Origin of the sequence: Virgibacillus byunsanensis (assembly GCF_042675965.1) — a bacterium.
In the GTDB taxonomy this organism is placed as follows: domain Bacteria; phylum Bacillota; class Bacilli; order Bacillales; family Amphibacillaceae; genus Virgibacillus_R; species Virgibacillus_R byunsanensis.
This window is the reverse complement of sequence record NZ_JBHTKJ010000007.1, coordinates 60480-82672: the sequence shown is the minus strand read 5'-3', so window position 1 is coordinate 82672 and position 22193 is coordinate 60480. Positions and strand designations below refer to the sequence as shown.

The window sequence follows — 22193 nt, the reverse complement described above, 5'->3', positions numbered from 1 at the left end:
CCACTGGTCATGTTCTGCAAACAAACTATTTTCTCTTTTATAAAGTTGCCGTGTTACGCCAATTCCACATCTACCACATTACGCTCAACTACGCGTGCGCTATGCTTTTGTAATAGATCTCCGCCTGATGATGTGAATGCGTTTTGTGTGATGATTTCATCCATGGCAGCATTTACTGCTATAGGATCTACTGGTTCGATTGGCTTATCGAGTGAGTAAGTGACAATTTTACCAAGCTCGTTCAGAAATTTAAGCTCTAACTTTTTCATGATTTATCCTCCCTTCCTCGTTTATTTTGATTCCGATTCATTAAGCCTCCCTAAGTTCGGAACTGTCGTTACGTTGAACGTTGAATAATGGGCGTTCTTGCAAACCTGCAACTGCTTCAGCGATCGGTAACAATTGATCAGCAATTGCGTCTGTTTTTACGTTGTTAAAGCTCTTCGTTTTGTAGATGGGCTTGCCTGTTTCCATGTCTTCACCATCGTAAAGAACTAAACGTAGTGTTGAATTTATTTTATCTGCTACTGCCATGCTTACCACCTCCTCTCACAACTACAATCGAATGAGGGATGGACTTGGGGGCATGTACAAAAAATTATTTTACATTTATAAAAAAATGCACCTAAATGGTCGTTTTTTTACGATTATATAGGTAAGTACTATAGAAAAGGTGCAGTGAAACAACGAGGAGATAATCCTATGCATAAAAAGCGAAGATCTCATAAATCACGGAAATCATTCAAACAAAAATTACTTCATCTCATTGGATTAAGTCTAATTTTTTTGATGGCAATTGGTATCGGATACTTTCTATACTTATTAATAAAACAGAAGGAATTGTAAATGAATCACTCCAAGAGGTAGATAGAGATGATGACACTTCGATACGTGATAATAAGGTAGATCCTGTAGTAGATAATGTTTCAGTGCTTTTTATTGGTATAGATAGAAGTGAACATCGTAATAATGAACAAAACAGTCGATCAGTCGCGCTATTGCTAGCTACGTTTAATAAAGAGAAGCGTACCAGATAGTGGTTACTACACTAAAATCAGTCATGTACTGGTGGGCCAAAATCGACTGTGGGTACAATAGAAAACTTTTTAGACATTCCTGTTGATTTCTATGTTCGTATGAATTTCGAAGGATTTATTGAGGTTGTTGACGCCTTGGTTTGGGATTAAGTATGATGTGCCATACGAAATATTAGAATCAGATTCAAACGATAATATTTATATCCAGGTATACAGAACCTGAATGGAGAAGAAGTGTTGGCTTTAGTCTTCTCTAGGATAGGACTGTCGTTAATTTGGAAATAGTTTGCAATCGGCAATCAATTGAACAGTAACAGCGTATGTTTTTAAGATTTTTATCTTGTAAATTGGTCATGTCAGTTTCTATATCCTCATTATCATAAAAAAACGTAGTGTTATGTTTTTTTGATTTGCTACAGCTCACCTTACTTTGATTATCATGAATCATCATCTATTTGGGAATAGCAATGGTTTTTCGGATGAGTTTTCACATAATTTTTAAATTAACTTCCTCCCATAACCTTCTTAAATTTCCCTATACCTCTCCTATAAGTTGTTAACAAAATAAACTTTGATTTATCAATAGCGTTTGGCGTAGGAACCCTCCTTCCCAACCCCTCTTCCCGTGTATAGTTACAAGGGTTACATAAACCACAGGCAGTTCCATCTTTCTTTGGATTATGACAAAACCAGGTCTGTTCCATGATATGCTGAAACCCAGATTTTTTTGCTGCCTTTTCCATATCTAATTTTGTCATGTTAAGTAATGGAAAATGATAACGCGCGAAAAGTTTCAACCCTGGATCGGATGGGTTTTTCTTTAATTTATAAGTACCCTCCATTAATTCAACATCATCCTTTAAAAAATTAGCAGCATTATCATCTACATGAACACTTATCTCTAAACCATCTATATTCATATAATCTGTATATCTCGCTAACCAATCATGTTGATCTCCTAAATGAGATTGGGATGCTAAATGATTGTATTTTTTGGTTATACTTTCATTTCCCGGAATCTCTGTCATTTCAATCGTAATCGTATCCAGTATACGTTTTCTAGCTTCAGGATCCTCTTTTTCGATTATCCTTTTTATATGTTCCATTGTCTTTATCTCCATAAACGTAGAGTTACGTCTATTATCGAGAATATAATAGGGTTGTAAGCTCTCTTTTTTGTTAAAAACCAAATCAAGAACTCTAAAAGTTGAGTCCCAGCCACCTGTCCATAGTACGTTTCTGACCATTGATAAAGCCTCCTTTACACGTTCCTCTTATGAGCACTATACAAAGTCTGCATCAGATTAATTTGTTGTATATAATCCAACTCATTACTCTCCAATAATGCTTTAACATCTTTTCCATTAAGTGCAGATTGTATATCTTCTATACCGTTTGAATAGGTGTCTCTAGCTCTTTTCCATTCCGGACTATTCATTAATTCATCCCATCCAGCCCAAGGACCTTGGTTACCTTTTATCAAACCAACTTTTTTTCCTGTTTCTTGATAAACCCAGTTTGAAAACTGAACAAATAGATTAATGTGCCACGGAAAATACGGAAGTCGACCTTCACCATGAAGCAACCATTTTGTTGGTTTCAACCATGGCTTAGCTATTTTATGGAACAACCTTCTATTCAATTTCCAGTGTTGTGGAACTGCAGCACTGATCTTCACCACATCATTTGCCATAAATGGTTCATAGCTGCGGAAAAGTCTACGATTTGCATGTAAGTTAGGAATGTTCATATTCATGGAACTTGGCCATAGCTCAAACCATTCCTCAGCTGATTGATTTCTAAAGCTGCTAACATACTTTAAATGGGCTTGTCTCCGTTTGGTTAACGCCGATAATACTTCTCGGGTGAAATGACTGTTAGTAATGGATTCACCTGCAGTATAACCAGATCTCTTAATCTGAGGCAAAAACGGAAGCCTTCCCGACCCACGCATCTTTTTAACCCGTGCACCCTTTAATAACGCATCCGAAAATAAGCCACCAAATACTGCTTGATAGTCATTTAACTGACAGCTTTTATGAAAGCCAAAAGTATGAGCATGGAAATACTGGGATCCACTTCCAACCAGTTTTGTACTAGATGCTAAAATGTCTAGATAATGTAGTTTATCCCGTAAAGCTAACTTGAAATTCACCCCATAAGCATGAGCAGCTTTTCCTGCAATCTCACCTTCTCGGTTCACCTGATCAAGAAACACAAAAGCATCGTGAGCGTATCCATTTCGTAAAAGACCAGAAAGCATACGCGAGTCTTCACCACCACTGATAAATTGCGCGATAGGATTCACTTCACTAGTAATCCTTTTCACGTAACGCTGTAGGCCTTCTCTAAGATCTTTAGCCGCTTTAGTAATCGATCCATACATGTCTTTTTCTTCCGGAACCCAATAAGGATGAGATTGCGAATCCTCTCCCTTAATAAAATGCACCGTTGCTGGTGCTAATTGACGTATTGCCTGATATACCGTATATGGATATGTCACGACCCCATGAAGTATAAAATCTACTTTTGATACCACGTCTATTTGAGCTTCTTGACCAGAGGCACTCGCCAAAACATCAACATGAGTTGATAGCATAACGGTTGCCGAATCCCGATACGCATACACTGGAATAAATGACATTAAATCTGTGATACATATAGCCTCTGACGAGCGTTTGTCTATGATTAATACAGCAAAGGGGCCACTCAAATCTTTATCCCATTCTAATAGACATTCAAGCCAACGCTCATAAATCGCCCTAGTACCTGCCATACTAGAATCACTATTCAAAAACCGGTTATCCCGAAAATATAAAACAGGTCCTCCAATTACGACACAAATATGTTCAGGACTTTCATATGCCTGAAACCCATTGTATAAGTTTTCGCTTATAGCTAAAGAACCCCATTCTCCATGGAACTCTTGAACTGACGGTTTATCCTGATGATAAATGGCTTGTATTTCTTTTGTCAGCTTTCCCTCTTCTATAGACTTATTAGAATAAATGAAATCACTCATAGCCTACCGCCATCCGTTTTCATCATAATTTTTACTGATACGAAGTGTTATTAAAATTAAACTAATATTAAGTATTGCACCCGATACACCAAAAAATGCAATTGCAATTACATCACTTAAAAATACATAATAACCAATTGCTAAAGCAGCAACCCGGGTGACTAACATGAAGATGGTAAAATACAATTGAAAAGCCTGAGCTGCCAAAACAGGCAGCGAAACAACACTAGGTCTATTTATGAATCCAAAAAAGGTCCAGAGTGCTATCCACCGTGCATATTCCCCAGCTGTTATCCATTCTGCACCAAAGACAAAACTAAACAGCCATGGACCAAAAATCACTATGATTCCAAACGGGATAACCCCGACTGCTCCAAGAGCTAACGTTGCCTTCTTAATCAAATGCGTGAGGTTTTCGCCCTTGTTTGCCGCTTCCGAAATTCGTGGATAAAATACATTCCCTACTGACTTACCAATAAGTTGTATTGGTATGCTGAGTACTGTTTTGCCAATAGAATAAAAGCCCGCTGATGCTGGGCCAAAAAAACTCGTTAACAACAGGATTGGCAGACTTTGAGAAGTAGTGTTCAAGAAAACCTCTGGAGCCCTGTATAACGGGAAGTCCTTATGTTTTTTAGCAATATCTTTAATCGACGTCTGACCCGCCTCTATTTCAGCTGTTTCATTATAGTCCGACCCTTTTGCGAATAGCATAAGCATGAATGCTTTCAGTCCATTACCTGCCGCTGAAAGAATAATAAGTACCGCAGCTACAGGGTGAAAAAAGCCAATTCCCACCTTACTCCCCTGTATAAATAACGCTTGAAGAAACGTTACTTTAGCAGTAATCCCAAACTGTTTCGTACGAATAAGCCATTGCTCTATGACTTGCAGGAAACCCGAAAAGACGATCACTACAGGAATCAAAAACAAAAATGGAGCAACCGCTCCTAATTGGAATAGCTGAACAATTGACTTGTTAAAAACAAACAAGATAAAAGCTGTAAGAACCGCAATACCTGATGAAATATACAACGATAGCCGAATGATCCCTTTAGCATCACTGTCATGCTTAGGAAGTACAATAGCTATTGGGTATGTAAGGGCAGCAATAGGGGCGATAATACCAACAATGGCTACGAAGACCCCCATCAATCCAAAAGCTTCCGGTCCATATAAACGTGTGATAAATGGAGAAAACGCCATGGTTACTGCCTGAGCAGCCGCGGTCCCACTGGCCATTATGAAGACATTACGAACAAATGGCTTTTTAATTAATGCTTCAATTTTACGCTTCATTCAATACTCCTTTTTCCTGACTGGAGTTAGGAAAATAATAAGTTATAGATATGCTTTGGTACCATATAGCTTAAATCCTTCGTTGTAGATCGATTACTTCTTACTTTACAAACCTTGTTATATAAATGAACCTTATGTCTTAAATCTATCTTACGGCGATTTAAAATTACCAAGACAGTATCCCTGATTACTTCTGAAAATAGATCCTCATTAAATAGTTTATTACGTCTATTATACTCTTCAAGACTTGCAAGCAAACTTGGTAAGCGTATAAGTGTATTATCACTTATTTTGCTGTGGTAATTATCATTGAAAAATTCATTAAATATACTGAGTTCCTCTTCTGTAAGATTGAAATTATAGAAACTCAAAATATCTTCATGAATGGAATCGTTTATTTGTTTCCTTTGAATGACTTTATCCGCTTTTGATTTCTTAGTGATATTACTGTGGCCAGTCCTATACTTAAGCAATACCTCTGGTAAAATAAACAGGTTACCCACTTTAGAGATCTGAACCCACATATCATAATCCTGGGCAACAAAATAAGCCGAATTATACCGGATCCCATACTTTCTCAGTGTCTCTAATCGAATGAAAGAAGTAGGATTAGCAATACGGTTAAGTAAAACTAATCCTGCCTTAATTTCTTCAGAAGTAATACTTTTTGGTTTCATAACCTTATTGAACCTTCCACCAAAAATGTTGTAATAACTGCCAATAGCATCTATGTTTAAGTTATTTTCCATAAAATCTACCTGTTTTTCTATTCTAGTTACATACGAAATGTCATCTGCATCCATGATAGCCATATATTCACCGTTAGATTCTTCAAGTCCTACATTTCTCGTATATGGTATACCTTTATTACTTCTATTTTTAATTAACCGAATACGAGAGTCCGTATAGGAATTTACTATGTTAACAGAGTTATCAGTTGAGCCATCATCTATAATTAATATTTCTAAATTTGTATATGTTTGATGGATGATACTTTTTAAGGCATCCTGTATGTATGCTTCACAGTTATATAGTGGTATAAATACTGTTACTAAAGGTTGATCCATTTGTTTCTCCTTATTATGAAAGTGTGTGAAACCTATTATTTAGTATTAACATAATGGAGAACTTTTAAAATCATGGCTCCTTTTGTTTTCATCTAATTAAAACTGCTTTCAAATACTAATAAAATATTGCATTACACCCAAATAAAATAAACCTGCAAAATGCCGGTTTATTTTTAAATTATCTATAATATTTTTTCATCTCGCTCAGTACTGGTATTTATCCTTTCCAACTAATATTTGACCCATGGTTACCATAAACAGTCTTAGGATAATATTCATACCAATTCAGTATTCGTTGGGTCCCTTTTTCTCTTTTCGTTGCCTGTGTTACATAACCCGCAGTATTTAGGTCGAATAGATATTTAATATTATTTCCATGCTTGCCGTATATTGTATTCGAATAATATTCATACCAACTCAGTATTCGTTGGGTCCCTTTTTCCCTCTTCGTTGCCTTCGTTACCTGAGCCGCAGTGTTTAGATCGAACAGATATTTAATATTATTTCCATGCTTGCCGTATATTGTATTCGAATAATATTCATACCAACTCAGTATTCGTTGGGTCCCTTTCTCCCTCTTCGTTGCCTTCGTTACCTGACCCGCAGTATTTAGATCGAACAGATATTTAATATTATTTCTGTGCTTGCCGTATATTGTATTCGAATAATATTCATACCAACTCAGTATTCGTTGGGTCCCTTTCTCCCTCTTCGTTGCCTTTGTTACTTGACCCGCAGTATTTAGATCGAACAAATATTTAATATTATTTCCGTGTTTGCCGTATATTGTATTCGAATAATATTCATACCAACTCAGTATTCGTTGGGTCCCTTTCTCCCTCTTCGTTGCCTTTGTTACATGTCCCTTAGTATTTAGGTCAAATAGATATTTAATATTATTTCCGTGCTTGCCGTATACTGTTTTAGGATGATATTCATAATAGCTAATCACTTCTTGAGCTTTATCATTTAGTTTTTCAGCATTAATTATGTGTCCATTACTATTCAAATAGAAAATATACTTAATATTCTCGTTTGCATTTCCTACATTACTGTTTGGATAAAACTCTTGAATTTTTATTAGTTTTCCAGCCTCATATTCTTCAGCATAAGCTAATTCGCCTTTGCTGTTATGGTAGTATTTCTTGCTTTGATCTGAAGAATACTTAATAAACCCATGACCATATAATGAATCTCTACCTGATTCTCCTAAATCTTTGACATTGTTAACTAATTCTTTTCTAAGCTCAACAGGTGTCATTTTAGGAAATTTTTGTTTCAATAATGCTAGCATCCCGGACACATGCGGAGTTGCTTGAGAAGTACCGTCAGCTATACCATATGAATTACCTAAAAATGTACTAACAATATTCAACCCAGGTGCGGAAAATTCAACTTCACTTCCTCTTGAAGAGAATGAGGCGATACTTAACTGTTCATCTACAGCTGATACCCCAATAACATTTTCATATTTAGCTGGATATATAACAGAACTATTCTCTCCGCCATTGCCACTTGCGCCAACAATTAGAATACCAGATTCATAAGCTATATCTAGTATCTCCATTAACCTTGGACTATCATAGTTTGTTCCTAATGAAAGGTTAATGATGTCCATATCATTTTTAATAGACCATTCAATTGCTTCTAATAAGTCAAACAGATTCCCTTCACCATTTCGATCTAAAGCCTTCACAGCAAAAAGGTTAGCCTCTGGGGCAACTCCAACAACTCCAGAATCGTTACGTTCTGCCCCAATAACACCCGCAACATGAGTTCCGTGTCCATTATCATCTTTCCATTCCAAGGTATAATCAACACTTGAGTATCCTCCAGAGACCCTTAGATCTGAATGTGTGGAAATTCCTGTATCAATAACAGCAATGTTAATATCTTTGCCGCTAATTCCGTCCCCCCATGCAAAATAACTATTAATTGATTCAATATTCCAATACTCTTCTTCAGTTAATTTATTGTATTCAGAGATTTCCTCAATACTTTGACCATCATTTGTTAATGAAATAGGTACATTATCTTCGATGTATGTAATATTGGAATTTTGTCGTAAATCGTCTAAATTACCTTGGTCAATTGATACAGAAATTGCTGACAAACTATTAAACTCATAATCTACTTCATTGCTTTTTTCGATAATTAATTGTTTGCCAATATCATTTTCGTAACCAATAATCACATCCATTTCAATATTGTCCATTCCGTATGAGTTCACTGGGTGGTAAGAAACAATAGGAAATAATATAGAAATAAAAATGAGAAAAAATTTATGATGTAATTTTAACAATTCTTAATCCCCTTTATTCTCTTTTTTTGCTACTGATCCAATTTCATAATTGCTCTTTTTAAAAATACAAAGATCGCGTTTTCCTGTTTGATAACTAACATTGTTGAATTGAAAGAATTCCTTAAGATACCTATTGACACACACTACAGCGGAGCGACGTTTAAATAGTCTCCAAGGTATTGACCCACGACTGGTGCAGTATATTTTCAGAGGTCTGTAGTTATCTTTGCTTTATAAACCTTTTGACAGATATCTTCGGCTGTGATTTCAAGGTTTCATATTTAGTATCAAAACTGCCGTAACGATAAGAGTGCTATCAAAAACAGTTGGATAAAAATACTTTTCAAAGCCAATGGGCTCTCCTTCACTTTTCTTGTTATAAGCAATCATAGATTGCTGACCCATTCGATGTACCTGTACGTAAATGGGGTCATAGTCATAGCCGACATCCATTGTCTGATAGCGTAAAAATCAATACCCTTTAAATATGGGATAGGTACCTTCCCCTCATTTAGACTGCGAGACGAAAATAGAGACTGCAAAATGTATTGACTAGGGATGTACCAATAGCTAAATGTCCCCTGTATCCAAACCATGCGAGGTTTTTTCTTCACTATTCACACCCCATTTTAGGGTGTTGAGTGACTTCCAGCTCGTGTAACGGAACATCCAATCGGTCTTCTATTTTCTTTTTCTTTTCTGCTTGGTCACGAGTTTCAAAATGAGGTACGTCAGTCAATGACTACAGTGTCATCCATGAATCCCCCTGAAACCGCCTGAAGCACAACTTTTTCTTGTCTTTTTCTAGGACAGTTAATTTACCAAGTTTCGTAAAAAAGTCGAGAATAATATGCTTCAGTGGGAGTATTATCAAAAACAAGAAACCCGTAATTTAGATTAAAAACAAAATCATCATTAAGCCGTTGAATCAGGTTGGGATACGTTCTACGTATCGAATAAGAGATAATCATCGCTTCTTGGATCAGTTCTTCTGGTGCACCAAGCCAGGATATTCTATTTATTTTATAATAAATCGTATCTAGATCTATCGCGGAAATAATCGATTCGTCAGGATGAGTAGGTTCCATCTCATATAATTCTTGGATGTTTTGTCAACTACCATTATACAAGATTTGGTATGGCACTTCCTTTTTAGTGTTTCAAAACCCTTGGGACACAAGGGATATGAAATATGAAGTTCACTCTACTTATTATATTTTATCAGCTAGAATGATATTTGTCTGTTGTATTTAATATTTTTTTATCTCTAAGGGAAAAAATATTAATAGGATAATCCTATAAAACAGCCAACCACTTTGTCACTTCATCCCATTCAGCGGCTGGATCACGCAACCCTTTCAGAACCTTTAACTGTTCTTGCTTTCCCTTGTCCTTAGGCTTCTGCTCCATAAACCAGTCTGGAACAACTTCCCTTGACCAAGAAAAATACACAGACTTCTGCTTCCAGCTAAGCTGATTCCGACGAAACGCGACTTCCACTGCTTGTACTGCTTCGACATTAAAAATGCTTGTTTCGTGGTCTCCAGTACTAGCTCCTCACCCATGTCATTCACCCAATTCAACATTGCATCAGACACAAATGGACTGATTACGCCGAAGTTTTCTTGGTAAAATACGAACGCGAATGTTGTTGTTATATTATTATTTTGTTTTGTATGGTTTGGTTTCTTTTTGTCTTTATTTAGTTTAATTAATGAGGCCGTGTCTTGGTCTGTATGTTGGTTCGCGGGGTGGTTCATACTGTAGTTCGCATGCTGGTCCTTATTGTGATCCATTCCCTGGTCCGCTTCCTGCTCCTCAACCCAGTCCATACGCTAGTTCACTCCTTCTGATAATTCAATCATTTGATATACTGGTGCTTGGTTGTTATTACGTGATTGATAATCGATATAGCCTTTTTCCTTCAGTTCTGTTCTTGCTCGTTTAAAAGTACTTTCTTTTAGTCCTGATTTCAAACGTAAGGCTGGTGCTGCTACTGTAAATGATTCTGTACACATTGCTTTGTTGTTAATATGCATAAGTGCATGCCATAACGTAACAGGAGATGCTGATAATGGGTTTCGTTCGATTTTATCGTAAAAGCTGTTTATTTGTTTTATGTAATCACTTTTTCTCATCCTTTCCTATGTGCTTGCATCAAACAGCTCTCTCCCAGCTAGGGAGAGAGTTCTTACATTATTTATTAAGCATTCTCAGATATTCAGCCTTATCTTTCAATTTCATCCTAGCCTGTCTTCCCCAGCTTTTCACTGCATCGGTTGTTACACTTTCCTGGTGGGCGATTTCCCCCAGTGGCATCTTTTCGATGATATAAAATTGTACCCATTTCCATTGGTTTTCGGTTAGCTTTGACTTCACCTTGTCCCAAAACACATCATCCTCGACAGTAATACCTGATGGATCAACGACAGGTAGTTTCGATAGTCCGAATCGATTCCCATCGTCTATTTTACATACTTTCTCATGAGCTATCCTTTCCAGATGGTGTCCTTCCCTTGTTTTCTTTCGTAGCATGTCGATGAGGCGGTTGCGAATGGTGAAGTTAAAGTAGGTTGCAAGTGGGCCTTTGTCTGGTTCGTATTTCTTATATGCTATCCACATCGCATATAAACCTTCCACGTAAAATTCCCGGTGTGGATCATTTATACCCAGCTTGTACATATGGTAGTGGATCCTTTTTTCATTTTGCTTAAATACTTCTTCAAACGTCATCTTGCTTTCCTCGTTCATTGTTTCTCCCCCTTATTCTATTTTCATTATCATAGATGATGATCCACAAATCGTCATTCTACGAAACTTCCTAATTTTGCTGTAAAATGCCATTTTCCATAGAAAATAACACCCTAAAATTGAAAAACCTAGCTGGAAAATGCCATTTTGAGAGAAGTTTCCTGAAGTTTCCTATTATTTTTTAAAAAACTACACAAAAGGGGCTTGCAATGCGTGGAGTATCCTACATTTAACTAGATAATGTGTCTGAATGGGGGATAAAAATTGGAAGAATATAATATAGATAAATCAATAGTCGGTAAACATATGAGTAATGAATGCCCTCTCACAAGCGCTTTTTTAACATCTGTTCCTAACACATATTTCCCTTGATTTTACTGTAAACAATTTGTTGTTATACCTAAAACACCTGCTATTGGAGGACTAGTTTTAAACGAAATCCATGCCATGAAGCTGAATGGATGAAATTTAAAGGCTTTTAGATTCTCTATAGAGCAGAGTTTGTAGCAGACTTATATGCATTAAGTTCTATATTTGAGCATAAGAAATAAGCTCACCACGTTTAAGTGATGAGCCTATTAATCAATAAAACACCCTTGATTGCTTCAAAAAAATTCTATTTCCCTCCCTAAATTACGGCGTTTACGCCGTGGTAGTTTAGCCATTTCAATTAGATAATGGATGGTGAGAGGGAGATTGTCTTGAGAAATAAACAATTTTGTCGATTATTTGGTGAGTACATACGAGAAGCCCGAGAAGCTCGTGGTGATACGCTTGAAAAACTAGCAGATGACGCGGGGATCGACACTAGCACAATTGAAAGAATTGAACGCGGAGTATCAGATCCCAGAAATTCGACTGTTTTCAAGCTAGAGAAAGTACTCGAAATCAATATTCATAATATCTACAAGGAAATTAGCGAGAAACTCTAAATCAACATCCAACTGAACAAGTACTTCTATACCATTTGTCCTTTTCTGTTGTTCTCTCAGACAAACCATTTTCCAACCAATTTAAATGTCACCTGCCTCTCGTGTCATTACCAATCATTCCAACCAACAGCTCTCTACCTTTCTAACCCCCAAAAAGGAGTGTCTTCTATTGACCGATGTCCTAGTGAACTATCACATCAACAATCAAACCATGGTTTTACAACCAGCATCACACTTCGAATACAACACAATTGTGTACGAAGTAAATCGCACATTATTCGTCAATAAAACAGCAATTCAGTTAATCAAGGCCGCTTGTTTAAGTGGTGGTGCGGCGTATGATGGGAGGCGGACAGCCGTGATGTATCAAACCGGCGCGAATCGAAAAGTTCCTATTCCCATTAGCCCAAGTAAGAACATCTTCGCCTTTCCCACCCGTTCGCCAAGCAAATTCGACTGTCACTGGATCTTCTACAATCACATCGAATCTATCAAACCTACTCACACGTCACAAAAAAATACCAAATCGATCTTCAGCTTTAAAAATGGACAGCAACTAGCCATGAATGAATCCTACTATCTATTAGAAAAACAAATGCAACGCACCGCTTTCTGTATTCTTCAATATACCGCATTTTTGAATCACCGTTTTACAATCTAATTATCTATCTTCACTCATCCCAATCTCAAAACCCAATACCGAAAAGCTAATCTATAAGTCCAACTACAATACCAAACAAAGTGCGAACCCACTAATTAAACAAGTCGAAACAAAATTAAAACAAAACAATAACAATAGTACTACATGGCAACTCCTCTTTTGCTTTGGATACACGTTATTTCATCACCTTTCTATGCATCCCTAATCGACAATTGATTGCTAGTTTGATTACAAGCCATATGATAGCCTTTATTTCATAATAAGCGCTTCTGAACTAAAGCTTTATTCAAAGGCTTCCTTTGATAGGTCATTGCTTCCCATAATGCTTCTTCGGTAACGATCACTTCTTTGTTTAAATCCGCTATTGTTCTGGCCAATCGCAAAAATTTTACTTGGACGCGGTTGCTCCATAGTTGCTTTTGGGAACATCTTTCTATCAATTGAATCTGTTGTTTGGAAACTCCGCCTACTTCCTTAAAGGTGTTGAGTGAAGCCGTTGCATTCAAAACGTCCTTACCATAACGCTCGCGCTGAATGGCTCGAACTTGATAGGATGATGGGCCATCATGAACATTCCGATCGATTGCAACTGGTACCAGCGGCAAAAAGATATCAATCCGATCAAGTAGCGGACCAGAAATGCGGTTATTATACTGCTGAATTTCTTTCGGACTACATGTGCAATAACGATTTTTAGCACCGTGGTACCCAATGGACACGGGTTCATTGCCGTAATTAATTGAAACCGTGCCGGATACGTAACTGTTCCTTGGGCTCTGCTAATATGAACCTTACCACTTTCCAATGGCTCGCGAATCATATCTAATGTCTTTGGTAGTTCATCAAGAAAAAGCACGCCGTGGTGGGCTAAAGACGCTTCACCGGGGTTTGGACTACTTCCACCACCAACTAGTGAAACATAAGAGGATGAGTGGTGTGGGGATCGAAACGGCGGAATATTCCTAGCAGGGGCTTGGGCGCTTGTCAGTTGATAGACACTTAGCGTTTGTTAAGGCAGGCAAAATGGTTGGAAATGTTTCCGCAAGTAATGTTTTACCACAACCAGGCGGACCAGACATAAACAAGTGATGACCTCCACTAGCAGCAATAGTTAGTGCCCGCTTCGCCCTACTCTGCCCGATGATAAATGAAAAGTCATGCATCGAATCATTTTCTGCGACAACAGTTTTTGGTGGTGGCTGTCCCTCAAATGCCAAGGAAAGTTGACCATCCAAATGGTCCAGACACTGTTTTAGATGATTAATCGGATAAATGGTAAGAGCAGGTATACTAGTTAAAGGAATTTCTAATGCAGAAGGAATATAGATATGCTTAAATCCTAGTTTTGATCCAGCAAGTACACTAGGAAGAAGCCCGTCCACCGACTGCACCATTCCATCTAATATTCCAGCCGGTCTTCTTCATCATGAAACAAAGAAGTCCTCCGAATACCCCGACTCGTAATATGATAGCGCGCACCAGGATACCAGATCCGTTTTTTCCTTGGCACTAAGACACCTCCTTGGTGTTTATTAAAATGGATAGAATGAAAATCAGGTAGGGAGAAGACAGTTAGAGAAGTGGTGTTAAAGGAGCAAAACAATAGCAGACATCTGAACATATTTAATATATATTCTCCATTAATCCTCCATATCCTGCTCATTTCTACAAAAAAATTAAAAAAGAGCCACTATCTTTCATAGCAACTCCACACTAACAGTTCATCTTATACAGACAAAACCAGTACAATTCCTACCCTTTAGTCATAAGAATATCACCCATATTAAGTATATAGGGATAATATCACAGCCCCAATATCTGAACTAGCACTCACAAACTGTCCTTCCACCACGGGCAAATCAACACTTTGTCTTTCCGGAGGGTCTGACCCCTTTTCCCCTCGAGGTGTATGAGGAAGAAGAGAAATCCTACCTTCAACAGCTTCCTCATACACTTTACAAACTTACGGAATGGAAATCAGCAAAAGTTCAAGTTGAACGTATCTATTATTCCGTTCCATATGATTACGTCCGTCAGCATGTCGATGTTCGACTAACTACGGATCTAATTGAAGTTTACTTTAAAGAGGCTAGAATTGCATCCCATAAACGATTAAATGGTGAGATCGGTCAGCTATCTACCAACACTGAACATATGCCTGACAATCATCGATTATACCTTGAACATAATCCTGAAAATAATCGCGAATGGGCAGAGACTATTGGGTCTTCAATGGTCCAATTTTGTTTCATGTATATTGAATATGAATGTTGAAAAGAAAGCACTAAATATCCTTAGCTCATTAAGAAACTTATCGACAAAACACTCTAAAAAAGAACTAGAAAAAGCAACACAAATATTACTTGAAATATCAACAAACCCTACGGTTTCTGTATTAAAGGGTGTGTTGGACAGAAGCAAGAAACGAAAACAAAAAACAGATAAAAACAGCGACCAAACGAACAATGAAGAATATGGATTTTTACGTGGAGCTAAATACTTTGGAGGGAATAAAAAATGATGAATCAGAAACGTTACGTAAGTTAACTGAAATGAAAATGGGCGCAATGGCAGAATTATATCAGCAACAAGGGGAAAATAACCAATATCAAGGCATGGATTTTGATGATCGTTTCAACCTTTTGGTAGATTATGAGTATGATCGTCGTAAATCTAATAAACTCGAACGACTAATTAAACAAGGAACATTTAATGAGCCAACAGCAGCTATAGAAGATATAGAATATCATCCTGATCGCAATCTAGATAAGAACTTAATTCTAGAGTTAGCAACAGGAAACTACATTCAAAATCACCATAATATTATATTAATGGGTGCATCAGGAAACGGAAAGACATGGATATCGAACGCCTTTGGGGTTCATGCCTGCCAGCAATTTTACAATGTAAAATATATCAGATTACCAGAATTACTAGATGAATTAGCTGTAGCAAAGTATGAAGCCGATGGTAGGTAGTTTCCGTAAGATCATTCAAAAGTATAAGAAGATCGACTTATTGATACTTGATGAATGGTTATTAACCGAGCTTTCAGAGGAACATGTACTTCATGTGTTGGAAATCATTGAGACGAGATTAAAAAGAGCCTCGACTATTTTCTGTTCACAATTTTCTCCAGAAGGTTGGCACTCAAAGCTAGGACAGGCACAAGTAGCTGATGCGATTCTTGATCGGATTGTTCATGATTTCCATAAGATCCTAGTAGATGGTGAAGTTTCAATGAGAGAACGTCATGGGTTGGGAGTAATGAAATGATTCCTGAAGATGTTGAAAATCGCATAGCGAAGTACTTTTTCCATAATTATTTACCTGATGAAGTGATGATGGAAATAGCAGTTACACTATTACCGCCATGCATCTACAACGAGGAAGAGGATTTAGACTTTGATGAACTTATCCTTTGGCTCTTGAAATTATAAAAGAACAGTTAGAGGATAAAAGATTCAAATAAAATAACGAGCCATTGGAATGTGTCCAATGGCTCGTTATTAATTTCTCCTTTACGAGTATAAGGTGGCTCTCTCTTCCGCACTCACTGGCTCTATTGTCCGCAAATGGTGGCTCAAAACTTCGCACAGCTGGCTCAATCTGTCCGCAATACTCAGTAGTTCTAATAGAGCTGATAACCACGATAATCCAATTAGATAAAAATAAAATGGTTTAATTGGGATATTTTCAAAAAGTATAGAACCCATCGAATTAATAAACAACAATAAAGCAGTAGCTACAACAGTAGAAAGTATTAAGACAAATACGAATATAGACCCCAAATATTCTTTTTGTTTTTAAGGTTTATCCAAGAAATCATAAAAGAAACGCGTGACTGCGCCATGCAAAGAAAGTAATAGGAAAAGTTGCAACATACCCACAAGTGTTAGAACTGTCATAATTCCGTATTCTGCTGGAGTCAAATAACCAGTATAAATTGGAAGCATGATTAAACCAATCATTGGCGTCATCATACCTCCAACCGTATATAATATGGAATACTTCAGAAATAAATTGTTTCTAAATTTCTTTAACATAACATTCAACTTCACTTTCCTGATGAGTTCTCTACATCTATCACTAAATCAACAAACAATTTAAACCTTTGTCTAATAAGAAGTTAATATCTGATACCTGTCTTAAGTTCAAGAAAATTTTCGCAGATTTGAAAGTCCACTAAATCATCAATGTCAAAAGACCGTTCTTTAGGCATGACATAGCCTTTGGTATTATTTGTAAAAAAACTCTTGAATTCACTTAATTCTTTTGAACTAATAAGATATAGGGCACCATTCAAAGCATATACATTTTTGCTCTCTTGTCGCCTAACTGTTACTTCTTCTTGTACGACCGATTCTAGATTGCTATCATTTGTTAACTGAAACATCCAGGAGGGCGTTTTATCGGATAAACAGATAGAAACAGCAGTTTGATATTCTTTTTCGATCATCCATTCGATAATCCCATCCACATCTTCTACTGTTCTTAGCGGGGATGTTGGTTGCAACATCAATACATAGTCAAACCCAGGCAAATTCTCAATTGCATGTAAAATTGGCTCTATACCAGGTGTTGTATCTTTTGACAAGGTATCTGGACGTAAAAAAGGAACTTCAGCACCAAAGCTTTTAGAAATTGATGCAATTTCTTCATCCTCTGTAGATACTACCAAACGGTCAATATACTTTGACTTCAATGCTTCCTCAATGGTCCACGCTATAAGAGGTTTTCCTGCAATTTGTTTAATGTTTTTTTTCGGTATACCTTTTGATCCACCTCTTGCAGGTATAATAGCTAGTATTTTATTTGACTCAATCATTTAAATACCTCCGAAAACTCCCCGTTAGCTTTTTCGTAGTCTTTTAACCGACCAATGTCCAACCAATATTCATGAATTGGAAAGATACATGTTTCCTTTTCTATTTCATTTAGTTTTCCAAACAATGTAGGCATGTCATAAAACTCATTATCTGGGATATACTGCATCGCCTCTGGATTCAACACATAGACTCCCGCATTTACTAGATATCTAAATGTAGGTTTTTCCTCCACACCTAAAAACTTATGGTTTTTAGATTGAATCACTCCATATGGAATTGTTTCTTGATACTCACGAACACACATTGTTGCAGTGGCTCCGTATTCTTCATGGAAATCTATTAACTTGCTAAAGTTAGCTTTTGTTAAGAGATCTCCATTCATAACAATCATGGGCTCATTGTGTACTTTAGGAACCAGGGATAATGCTCCTGCAGTTCCAAGCCTTTTTGACTCTTCAATATATTGAATAGTACAACCCCACTCTTTACCATCGCCAAAGTAGTCTTTGATTTTTTCAGCTTGGTAATTTACCGATATATAAAAGTTATTGAAATTATGAGAAATAAAATTTTCAATAATCGTTTCTAATATCGGTTTATCCCCTACTTTAAGCAATGGCTTCGGCGTATCCTCTGTAAGTGGCAACAATCTAGTTCCAAGACCCCCAGCCATCAACACTACAGGGTTTTTTCGTTCTTTCACAGGGTTTATATCTTCAAGTGTTTTCACATCAATCAATTCATTATCCTCAGTTACAATAGGGAGAAATTTTAACCCCTTATTTACGAGAAGTTTATAAATTTGACTTTCTTTTGTGCTTTTTGTAATTGTCTTCGGTTCTGAATTCATCACTTCTTTAATTGAGGAGTCTAATGGGATTTTGCTTAATAAACCCCTTCTAATATCACCGTCAGTAACTGTACCCAATAACTTTTCTTTTTCATCTACCACCAATGCAATCTGCGTAGCACTTTTATCAATTATCTTCATCACATCATATATTGACTGATCTGGCCCAACTAAAGCCATTTCCCACTTCTTCATTTTCAAACCTCCTTGGCTGGTACTCCAATCACTTTTTTATTTCCCCTGACATTTTCAATAATAACAGAACCTGCACCTACTATTACATTATTTTCTATCTCTATGTTTTGAATAACCGAAGCGCCCGTACCAATATGTGTGCACGTGCCAATTTTTACACCACCTGATATCGTTACTCCCGGGGCAATATGACAATTTTCCCTTACTAAAGAATCATGATCCACAACGGCGTTCGTGTTAATTATTGAATTCTCACCTATAGTAGCAAAAGGTTGTACCACAACACCAGCCATAACCTGCACACCTTCATTAATCGTTGCCCTAGCCGAAACATAGGCATTTGGGTGAACTAATGTAGCAAATGAATAACCTTTCGATTTAAAACTGTCATAGATTTTTTTTCTTAATTTCATATCAGATACAGAACCGATCGTATTTACTAACATGAATTCCTTTTCGTCATAATTGAGTACAAGGCTATCATCCCCTAAGTAAGGAATATCATATGGATTTTCTTGCTCTGAAGATGCAGTATAGCCCTTAATTTCATAATTACCAAGTTCCAGTATGTCAATTAACACTTTTGCATTACCACCTAGACCTAATAGAATCACTGGCTTCATTTAACCAACTCATCTTTTAAATAATTTCTGTCCGCTTTTTTACCAATGTAATCCCAAAATTGAAAGGGAGAGATACCAAGTCCAGCGCGTTTTACAGCTATATTTTCAAAAGAAAATCGTTCACCTTTTTTTATTCTTTCAGATGCAACAATACTTTTTCTTACAACATTACGATTTTCCAGTTCGATTGAAGAAACTACTTTATCTTTATAACCTAAACCTTGTTCAACTAATCTAATATTCGCAACCATTTCTTGTAGTTCACTAGGATCTAATGATGCTTTGTGATCAGGCCCAGGCATATTCTTATCTAAAGTGAAATGCTTTTCAATCACTTTAATTTCTTTACCTGCAGCTACAATAGGAAACAGTATTCCCTCTGTGTGATCAGAAAATCCAATAGGAAGTTGCAATTCTTTCTTTAGATAATCTAGAGTATTCAAATTTACATCTGAAACTGGAGTAGGATACTCAGTAGTGCAGTGCAACACTGTGACATACTCATTCAAAAGATCTTTAGCAATTTTTTCATAGTAAAACTCTTTTATTTTATTTGTACTCATATCTTTCTGTCCCGACAGACCATATGCTATAAAACCTAAAGCTTTATGAATCTCCTCAGTAGTCGCCATACCTGTTGATAATATAATATTTACTTTCTTTGAAGCAATATAAAACAAAAGTGGTGCATTAGTTAAATCTCCAGAAGATATTTTGAATGTATGTTGTTTTAAATTATTTAATAAAAAATCAATACTCTCATGATCAAATCCAGTAGACATAAACTCTATCCCTTTTTCATCACAGTAATTCTTCATTTCTTCAAATTCAACATAACTCAGTTCGAGTCTTTTTAACATATCATATTGACTTTCCGTTTTCTTTGTATTTTCAACTTGGTACTTCGCTTGTTTAGTTTCTCTAGTAACCAAATTCTCCGTACGGTAAGTTTGAAACTTAACGATGTCTGCTCCAGCATTATGTGCTGCATCAATTAATTCATAGGCCGTCTTTATGGATCCATTGTGGTTAACTCCTGCTTCTGCTATAATTTTTATATTTCCCATTAATACACTTCCTTTAGTAGCATGAATGCTTCTGCGTAATGGAACCCACCAGAAACACCTCGATACGATGCAAGCGCCTCGATTGCCTTGTTACTTCTTGGGAATGGATAATCTCCCATTTCACTACTAAAAATATTCATTATTTGAATTTTTTTATTGAAGTAGTCGGTTATATTTACATATACATTCGGTTTAAACCCATTATTGTCAGGGTTTATTCCAAATTCAGTTTCAGAAAGAGTTTCATATACTAATATTTTTTTAATGAAGTCGTATCTAAACCACTTTGTGCAGGCTATCATTGCATCGAATACATATTTGTGATCTGAATGGACATCACCTCTGTATGGAAGGTAAACTATTTCTGGTTTTACAATTTGTACTACTTCGCTAAATGACGTTACTAAGTCTCTCATGGGGGCTTCGTCTAATGTAGTAGTAGAGAAGTCAAGCTGGGTTATAGATTTAAATTGATAATTTTTCCCTACCTCTTCAATCTCTAGCTTTCTTAAATTTATTTTCTCTTTGTTAAATCCACCTTTCATATCAGTAACAATTAACCAGTGGACTTCATCCCCCTCTTGATAATGTCTCAATAAAGTACCTCCACACCCCAATGTTTCATCATCAGGATGGGGGGCCACAACAAGTACTTTCTTCATAGATAGCTACCTCTTTCTGGTTTTTTTTCAAATTCATGATCAGTGATAGTAAATAACCCTTCACCACACTTTATAACAATTTCATTCTCATTGACTTCAATTACCTTTCCTGGCTCAATATTTCTATATTCGTCAGTGTTGGCCTCTTCTATTCTTCCATTCCATATCTTCACTTCTTTATCACTAAAATCACAATGTGCACCTACATAAGGCTTTGTTAAAGCTCGGACTAAATTATAAATAGATTTAGCCGACATTTTCCAATCTATTTCACCATCTTTTTTTGTTCGTTTTCGCCACGTATTCGCTTTTGTATGGTCTTGGGCTTCTGTTTTATAGTTATTTTCAGCAAGTTTTAGAGTGAACGTTTGTATCTGATTAATCGCAACAATTGAGATTTTTTCATATAGTGTTGTTGCGTTATCTGAATGATCAACTATTATTTTCTCTTGACTAAGTATTTCACCAGAGTCCGCACCTTCATCCATAAAGAAAAATGAAGATCCAGTTTCTTTTAATCCTAACGCTAATGCCCAAATGATTGGATGTCTACCACGATTATAAGGAAGGAGAGCAGGGTGAAACCCCACAACCCCTAACTTAGGTACATTTAAGATTTCACTACTTAGAAGATGCGACCAGCCGAAACAGTAAATTACATCTGCATGAAATTGTTCTATCCATTCAAGCATCAACTTTTGTTCTTTGGTTTCAGCAATATAACATGGAATGTCGTTTTCTTTCGCAATATCCTCCAATGAACAGAAATCTGAGTTAAATGGAGAAGTTTTTTTCGTAACTACTCCCACTACCTCTATATTTTGATTCTGTTTTTCTAAAATCGCGTTAAGTGCGCGATAACTAAATTTAACACAACCGATAAAAATAATTTTCAT

The 22193-nt window shown here is 36.6% G+C and carries 24 protein-coding genes and 4 pseudogenes; 8 read left to right on the top strand and 20 right to left on the bottom strand.

Going from position 1 to position 22193, the window contains the following annotated elements; all coding sequences use genetic code 11:
* Positions 1-53: 53 nt before the first annotated feature.
* Together ACFQ3N_RS02060 and ACFQ3N_RS02055 are read right to left on the bottom strand one after the other, a co-directional pair.
* Entirely contained in the window at positions 54-269 is a 216-nt protein-coding gene (locus ACFQ3N_RS02060; protein WP_390359078.1) for a DUF2922 domain-containing protein, read from the bottom strand.
* Positions 270-309: 40 nt separating this feature from the next.
* Positions 310-534 carry a DUF1659 domain-containing protein gene (locus tag ACFQ3N_RS02055; protein WP_390359076.1) on the bottom strand — a complete coding sequence of 75 codons (225 nt, stop codon included), beginning with the start codon at positions 532-534 and terminating at the stop codon, positions 310-312.
* A 168-nt stretch (positions 535-702) separates the two neighbouring features.
* On the opposite strand from ACFQ3N_RS02055, the gene ACFQ3N_RS02050 reads away from it, so the two are divergent.
* Entirely contained in the window at positions 703-846 is a 144-nt protein-coding gene (locus ACFQ3N_RS02050) for a hypothetical protein (protein ID WP_390359074.1), read from the top strand.
* Between the two features lie 230 nt (positions 847-1076).
* Positions 1077-1187: pseudogene (locus ACFQ3N_RS02045) on the top strand (LCP family glycopolymer transferase); the annotation flags it as partial.
* A gap of 353 nt (positions 1188-1540) precedes the next feature.
* On the opposite strand, the gene ACFQ3N_RS02040 reads toward ACFQ3N_RS02045, so the two are convergent.
* The 9 genes and pseudogenes from ACFQ3N_RS02040 to ACFQ3N_RS02000 form a co-directional block, all read right to left on the bottom strand.
* Positions 1541-2284 carry a 7-cyano-7-deazaguanine synthase gene (locus ACFQ3N_RS02040; protein ID WP_390359072.1) on the bottom strand — a complete coding sequence of 248 codons (744 nt, stop codon included), beginning with the start codon at positions 2282-2284 and terminating at the stop codon, positions 1541-1543.
* A gap of 14 nt (positions 2285-2298) precedes the next feature.
* Positions 2299-4059 (bottom strand): hypothetical protein, encoded by a 1761-nt coding sequence (locus tag ACFQ3N_RS02035; protein ID WP_390359070.1) that lies wholly within the window; start codon positions 4057-4059, stop codon positions 2299-2301.
* 3 nt (positions 4060-4062) lie between these two features.
* Positions 4063-5358: a lipopolysaccharide biosynthesis protein gene (locus ACFQ3N_RS02030; protein WP_390359068.1), complete on the bottom strand. Its 1296-nt coding sequence runs from the start codon at positions 5356-5358 to the stop codon at positions 4063-4065.
* A 26-nt stretch (positions 5359-5384) separates the two neighbouring features.
* Complete coding sequence (locus ACFQ3N_RS02025) at positions 5385-6425, bottom strand: glycosyltransferase family 2 protein (protein ID WP_390359066.1); 1041 nt, start codon at positions 6423-6425, stop codon at positions 5385-5387.
* A 217-nt stretch (positions 6426-6642) separates the two neighbouring features.
* Positions 6643-8727, bottom strand: a complete 2085-nt coding sequence (locus tag ACFQ3N_RS02020; RefSeq protein ID WP_390359065.1) for a S8 family peptidase — start codon at positions 8725-8727, stop codon at positions 6643-6645.
* 75 nt (positions 8728-8802) lie between these two features.
* A pseudogene (locus ACFQ3N_RS02015) lies at positions 8803-9815 on the bottom strand (IS5/IS1182 family transposase); the annotation flags it as partial.
* A gap of 279 nt (positions 9816-10094) precedes the next feature.
* Entirely contained in the window at positions 10095-10559 is a 465-nt protein-coding gene (locus tag ACFQ3N_RS02010; RefSeq protein ID WP_390359063.1) for a hypothetical protein, read from the bottom strand.
* Between the two features lie 3 nt (positions 10560-10562).
* Positions 10563-10865 carry a hypothetical protein gene (locus ACFQ3N_RS02005; protein ID WP_390359061.1) on the bottom strand — a complete coding sequence of 101 codons (303 nt, stop codon included), beginning with the start codon at positions 10863-10865 and terminating at the stop codon, positions 10563-10565.
* 58 nt (positions 10866-10923) lie between these two features.
* A complete protein-coding gene (locus ACFQ3N_RS02000; RefSeq protein WP_390359059.1) occupies positions 10924-11478 on the bottom strand; it encodes a sigma-70 family RNA polymerase sigma factor in 555 nt (184 codons plus the stop codon).
* A 677-nt stretch (positions 11479-12155) separates the two neighbouring features.
* Here ACFQ3N_RS02000 and ACFQ3N_RS01995 point away from each other — a divergent pair.
* Positions 12156-12410, top strand: coding sequence for a helix-turn-helix domain-containing protein (locus ACFQ3N_RS01995; RefSeq protein WP_390359058.1), 255 nt, complete (start codon positions 12156-12158; stop codon positions 12408-12410).
* 169 nt (positions 12411-12579) lie between these two features.
* Positions 12580-13071 carry a competence protein ComK gene (locus tag ACFQ3N_RS01990; protein WP_390359056.1) on the top strand — a complete coding sequence of 164 codons (492 nt, stop codon included), beginning with the start codon at positions 12580-12582 and terminating at the stop codon, positions 13069-13071.
* Between the two features lie 254 nt (positions 13072-13325).
* Here the strand turns inward: ACFQ3N_RS01990 and ACFQ3N_RS01985 are convergent, their stop codons facing one another.
* Together ACFQ3N_RS01985 and ACFQ3N_RS01980 are read right to left on the bottom strand one after the other, a co-directional pair.
* Entirely contained in the window at positions 13326-13676 is a 351-nt protein-coding gene (locus ACFQ3N_RS01985) for a magnesium chelatase subunit ChlI family protein (RefSeq protein WP_449369431.1), read from the bottom strand.
* A gap of 3 nt (positions 13677-13679) precedes the next feature.
* A pseudogene (locus tag ACFQ3N_RS01980) lies at positions 13680-14234 on the bottom strand (ATP-binding protein); the annotation flags it as partial.
* A gap of 742 nt (positions 14235-14976) precedes the next feature.
* On the opposite strand from ACFQ3N_RS01980, the gene ACFQ3N_RS01975 reads away from it, so the two are divergent.
* The 4 genes and pseudogenes from ACFQ3N_RS01975 (at position 14977) to ACFQ3N_RS01960 (ending at position 16511) form a co-directional block, all read left to right on the top strand.
* Positions 14977-15345, top strand: coding sequence for a Mu transposase domain-containing protein (locus tag ACFQ3N_RS01975; RefSeq protein WP_390359054.1), 369 nt, complete (start codon positions 14977-14979; stop codon positions 15343-15345).
* Positions 15335-15592, top strand: coding sequence for a hypothetical protein (locus ACFQ3N_RS01970; protein ID WP_390359052.1), 258 nt, complete (start codon positions 15335-15337; stop codon positions 15590-15592). Before ACFQ3N_RS01975 ends, ACFQ3N_RS01970 begins: the two co-directional genes overlap by 11 nt.
* Positions 15546-16347, top strand: a pseudogene (locus tag ACFQ3N_RS01965) (ATP-binding protein). Before ACFQ3N_RS01970 ends, ACFQ3N_RS01965 begins: the two are co-directional and overlap by 47 nt.
* On the top strand, positions 16344-16511 hold the full coding sequence (locus ACFQ3N_RS01960; protein ID WP_390359050.1) for a hypothetical protein: 168 nt from the start codon (positions 16344-16346) through the stop codon (positions 16509-16511). The pseudogene ACFQ3N_RS01965 and the gene ACFQ3N_RS01960 overlap by 4 nt, the downstream one beginning before the upstream one ends.
* Positions 16512-16877: 366 nt before the next feature.
* Here the strand turns inward: ACFQ3N_RS01960 and ACFQ3N_RS01955 are convergent, their stop codons facing one another.
* The 7 genes from ACFQ3N_RS01955 to ACFQ3N_RS01925 form a co-directional block, all read right to left on the bottom strand.
* Positions 16878-17117: a hypothetical protein gene (locus tag ACFQ3N_RS01955; protein WP_390359049.1), complete on the bottom strand. Its 240-nt coding sequence runs from the start codon at positions 17115-17117 to the stop codon at positions 16878-16880.
* Between the two features lie 83 nt (positions 17118-17200).
* Positions 17201-17899, bottom strand: coding sequence for an acylneuraminate cytidylyltransferase family protein (locus ACFQ3N_RS01950; RefSeq protein ID WP_390359047.1), 699 nt, complete (start codon positions 17897-17899; stop codon positions 17201-17203).
* A complete protein-coding gene (locus tag ACFQ3N_RS01945; RefSeq protein ID WP_390359045.1) occupies positions 17896-18945 on the bottom strand; it encodes a nucleotidyltransferase family protein in 1050 nt (349 codons plus the stop codon). Before ACFQ3N_RS01945 ends, ACFQ3N_RS01950 begins: the two co-directional genes overlap by 4 nt.
* Positions 18946-18947: 2 nt before the next feature.
* Positions 18948-19568 carry an acetyltransferase gene (locus ACFQ3N_RS01940; protein WP_390359043.1) on the bottom strand — a complete coding sequence of 207 codons (621 nt, stop codon included), beginning with the start codon at positions 19566-19568 and terminating at the stop codon, positions 18948-18950.
* Positions 19565-20635 (bottom strand): N-acetylneuraminate synthase, encoded by a 1071-nt coding sequence (gene neuB, locus ACFQ3N_RS01935; protein WP_390359041.1) that lies wholly within the window; start codon positions 20633-20635, stop codon positions 19565-19567. Before neuB ends, ACFQ3N_RS01940 begins: the two co-directional genes overlap by 4 nt.
* Positions 20635-21297, bottom strand: coding sequence for a PIG-L deacetylase family protein (locus tag ACFQ3N_RS01930; protein ID WP_390359039.1), 663 nt, complete (start codon positions 21295-21297; stop codon positions 20635-20637). Before ACFQ3N_RS01930 ends, neuB begins: the two co-directional genes overlap by 1 nt.
* Positions 21294-22193, bottom strand: a complete 900-nt coding sequence (locus tag ACFQ3N_RS01925; protein WP_390359038.1) for a methionyl-tRNA formyltransferase — start codon at positions 22191-22193, stop codon at positions 21294-21296. Before ACFQ3N_RS01925 ends, ACFQ3N_RS01930 begins: the two co-directional genes overlap by 4 nt.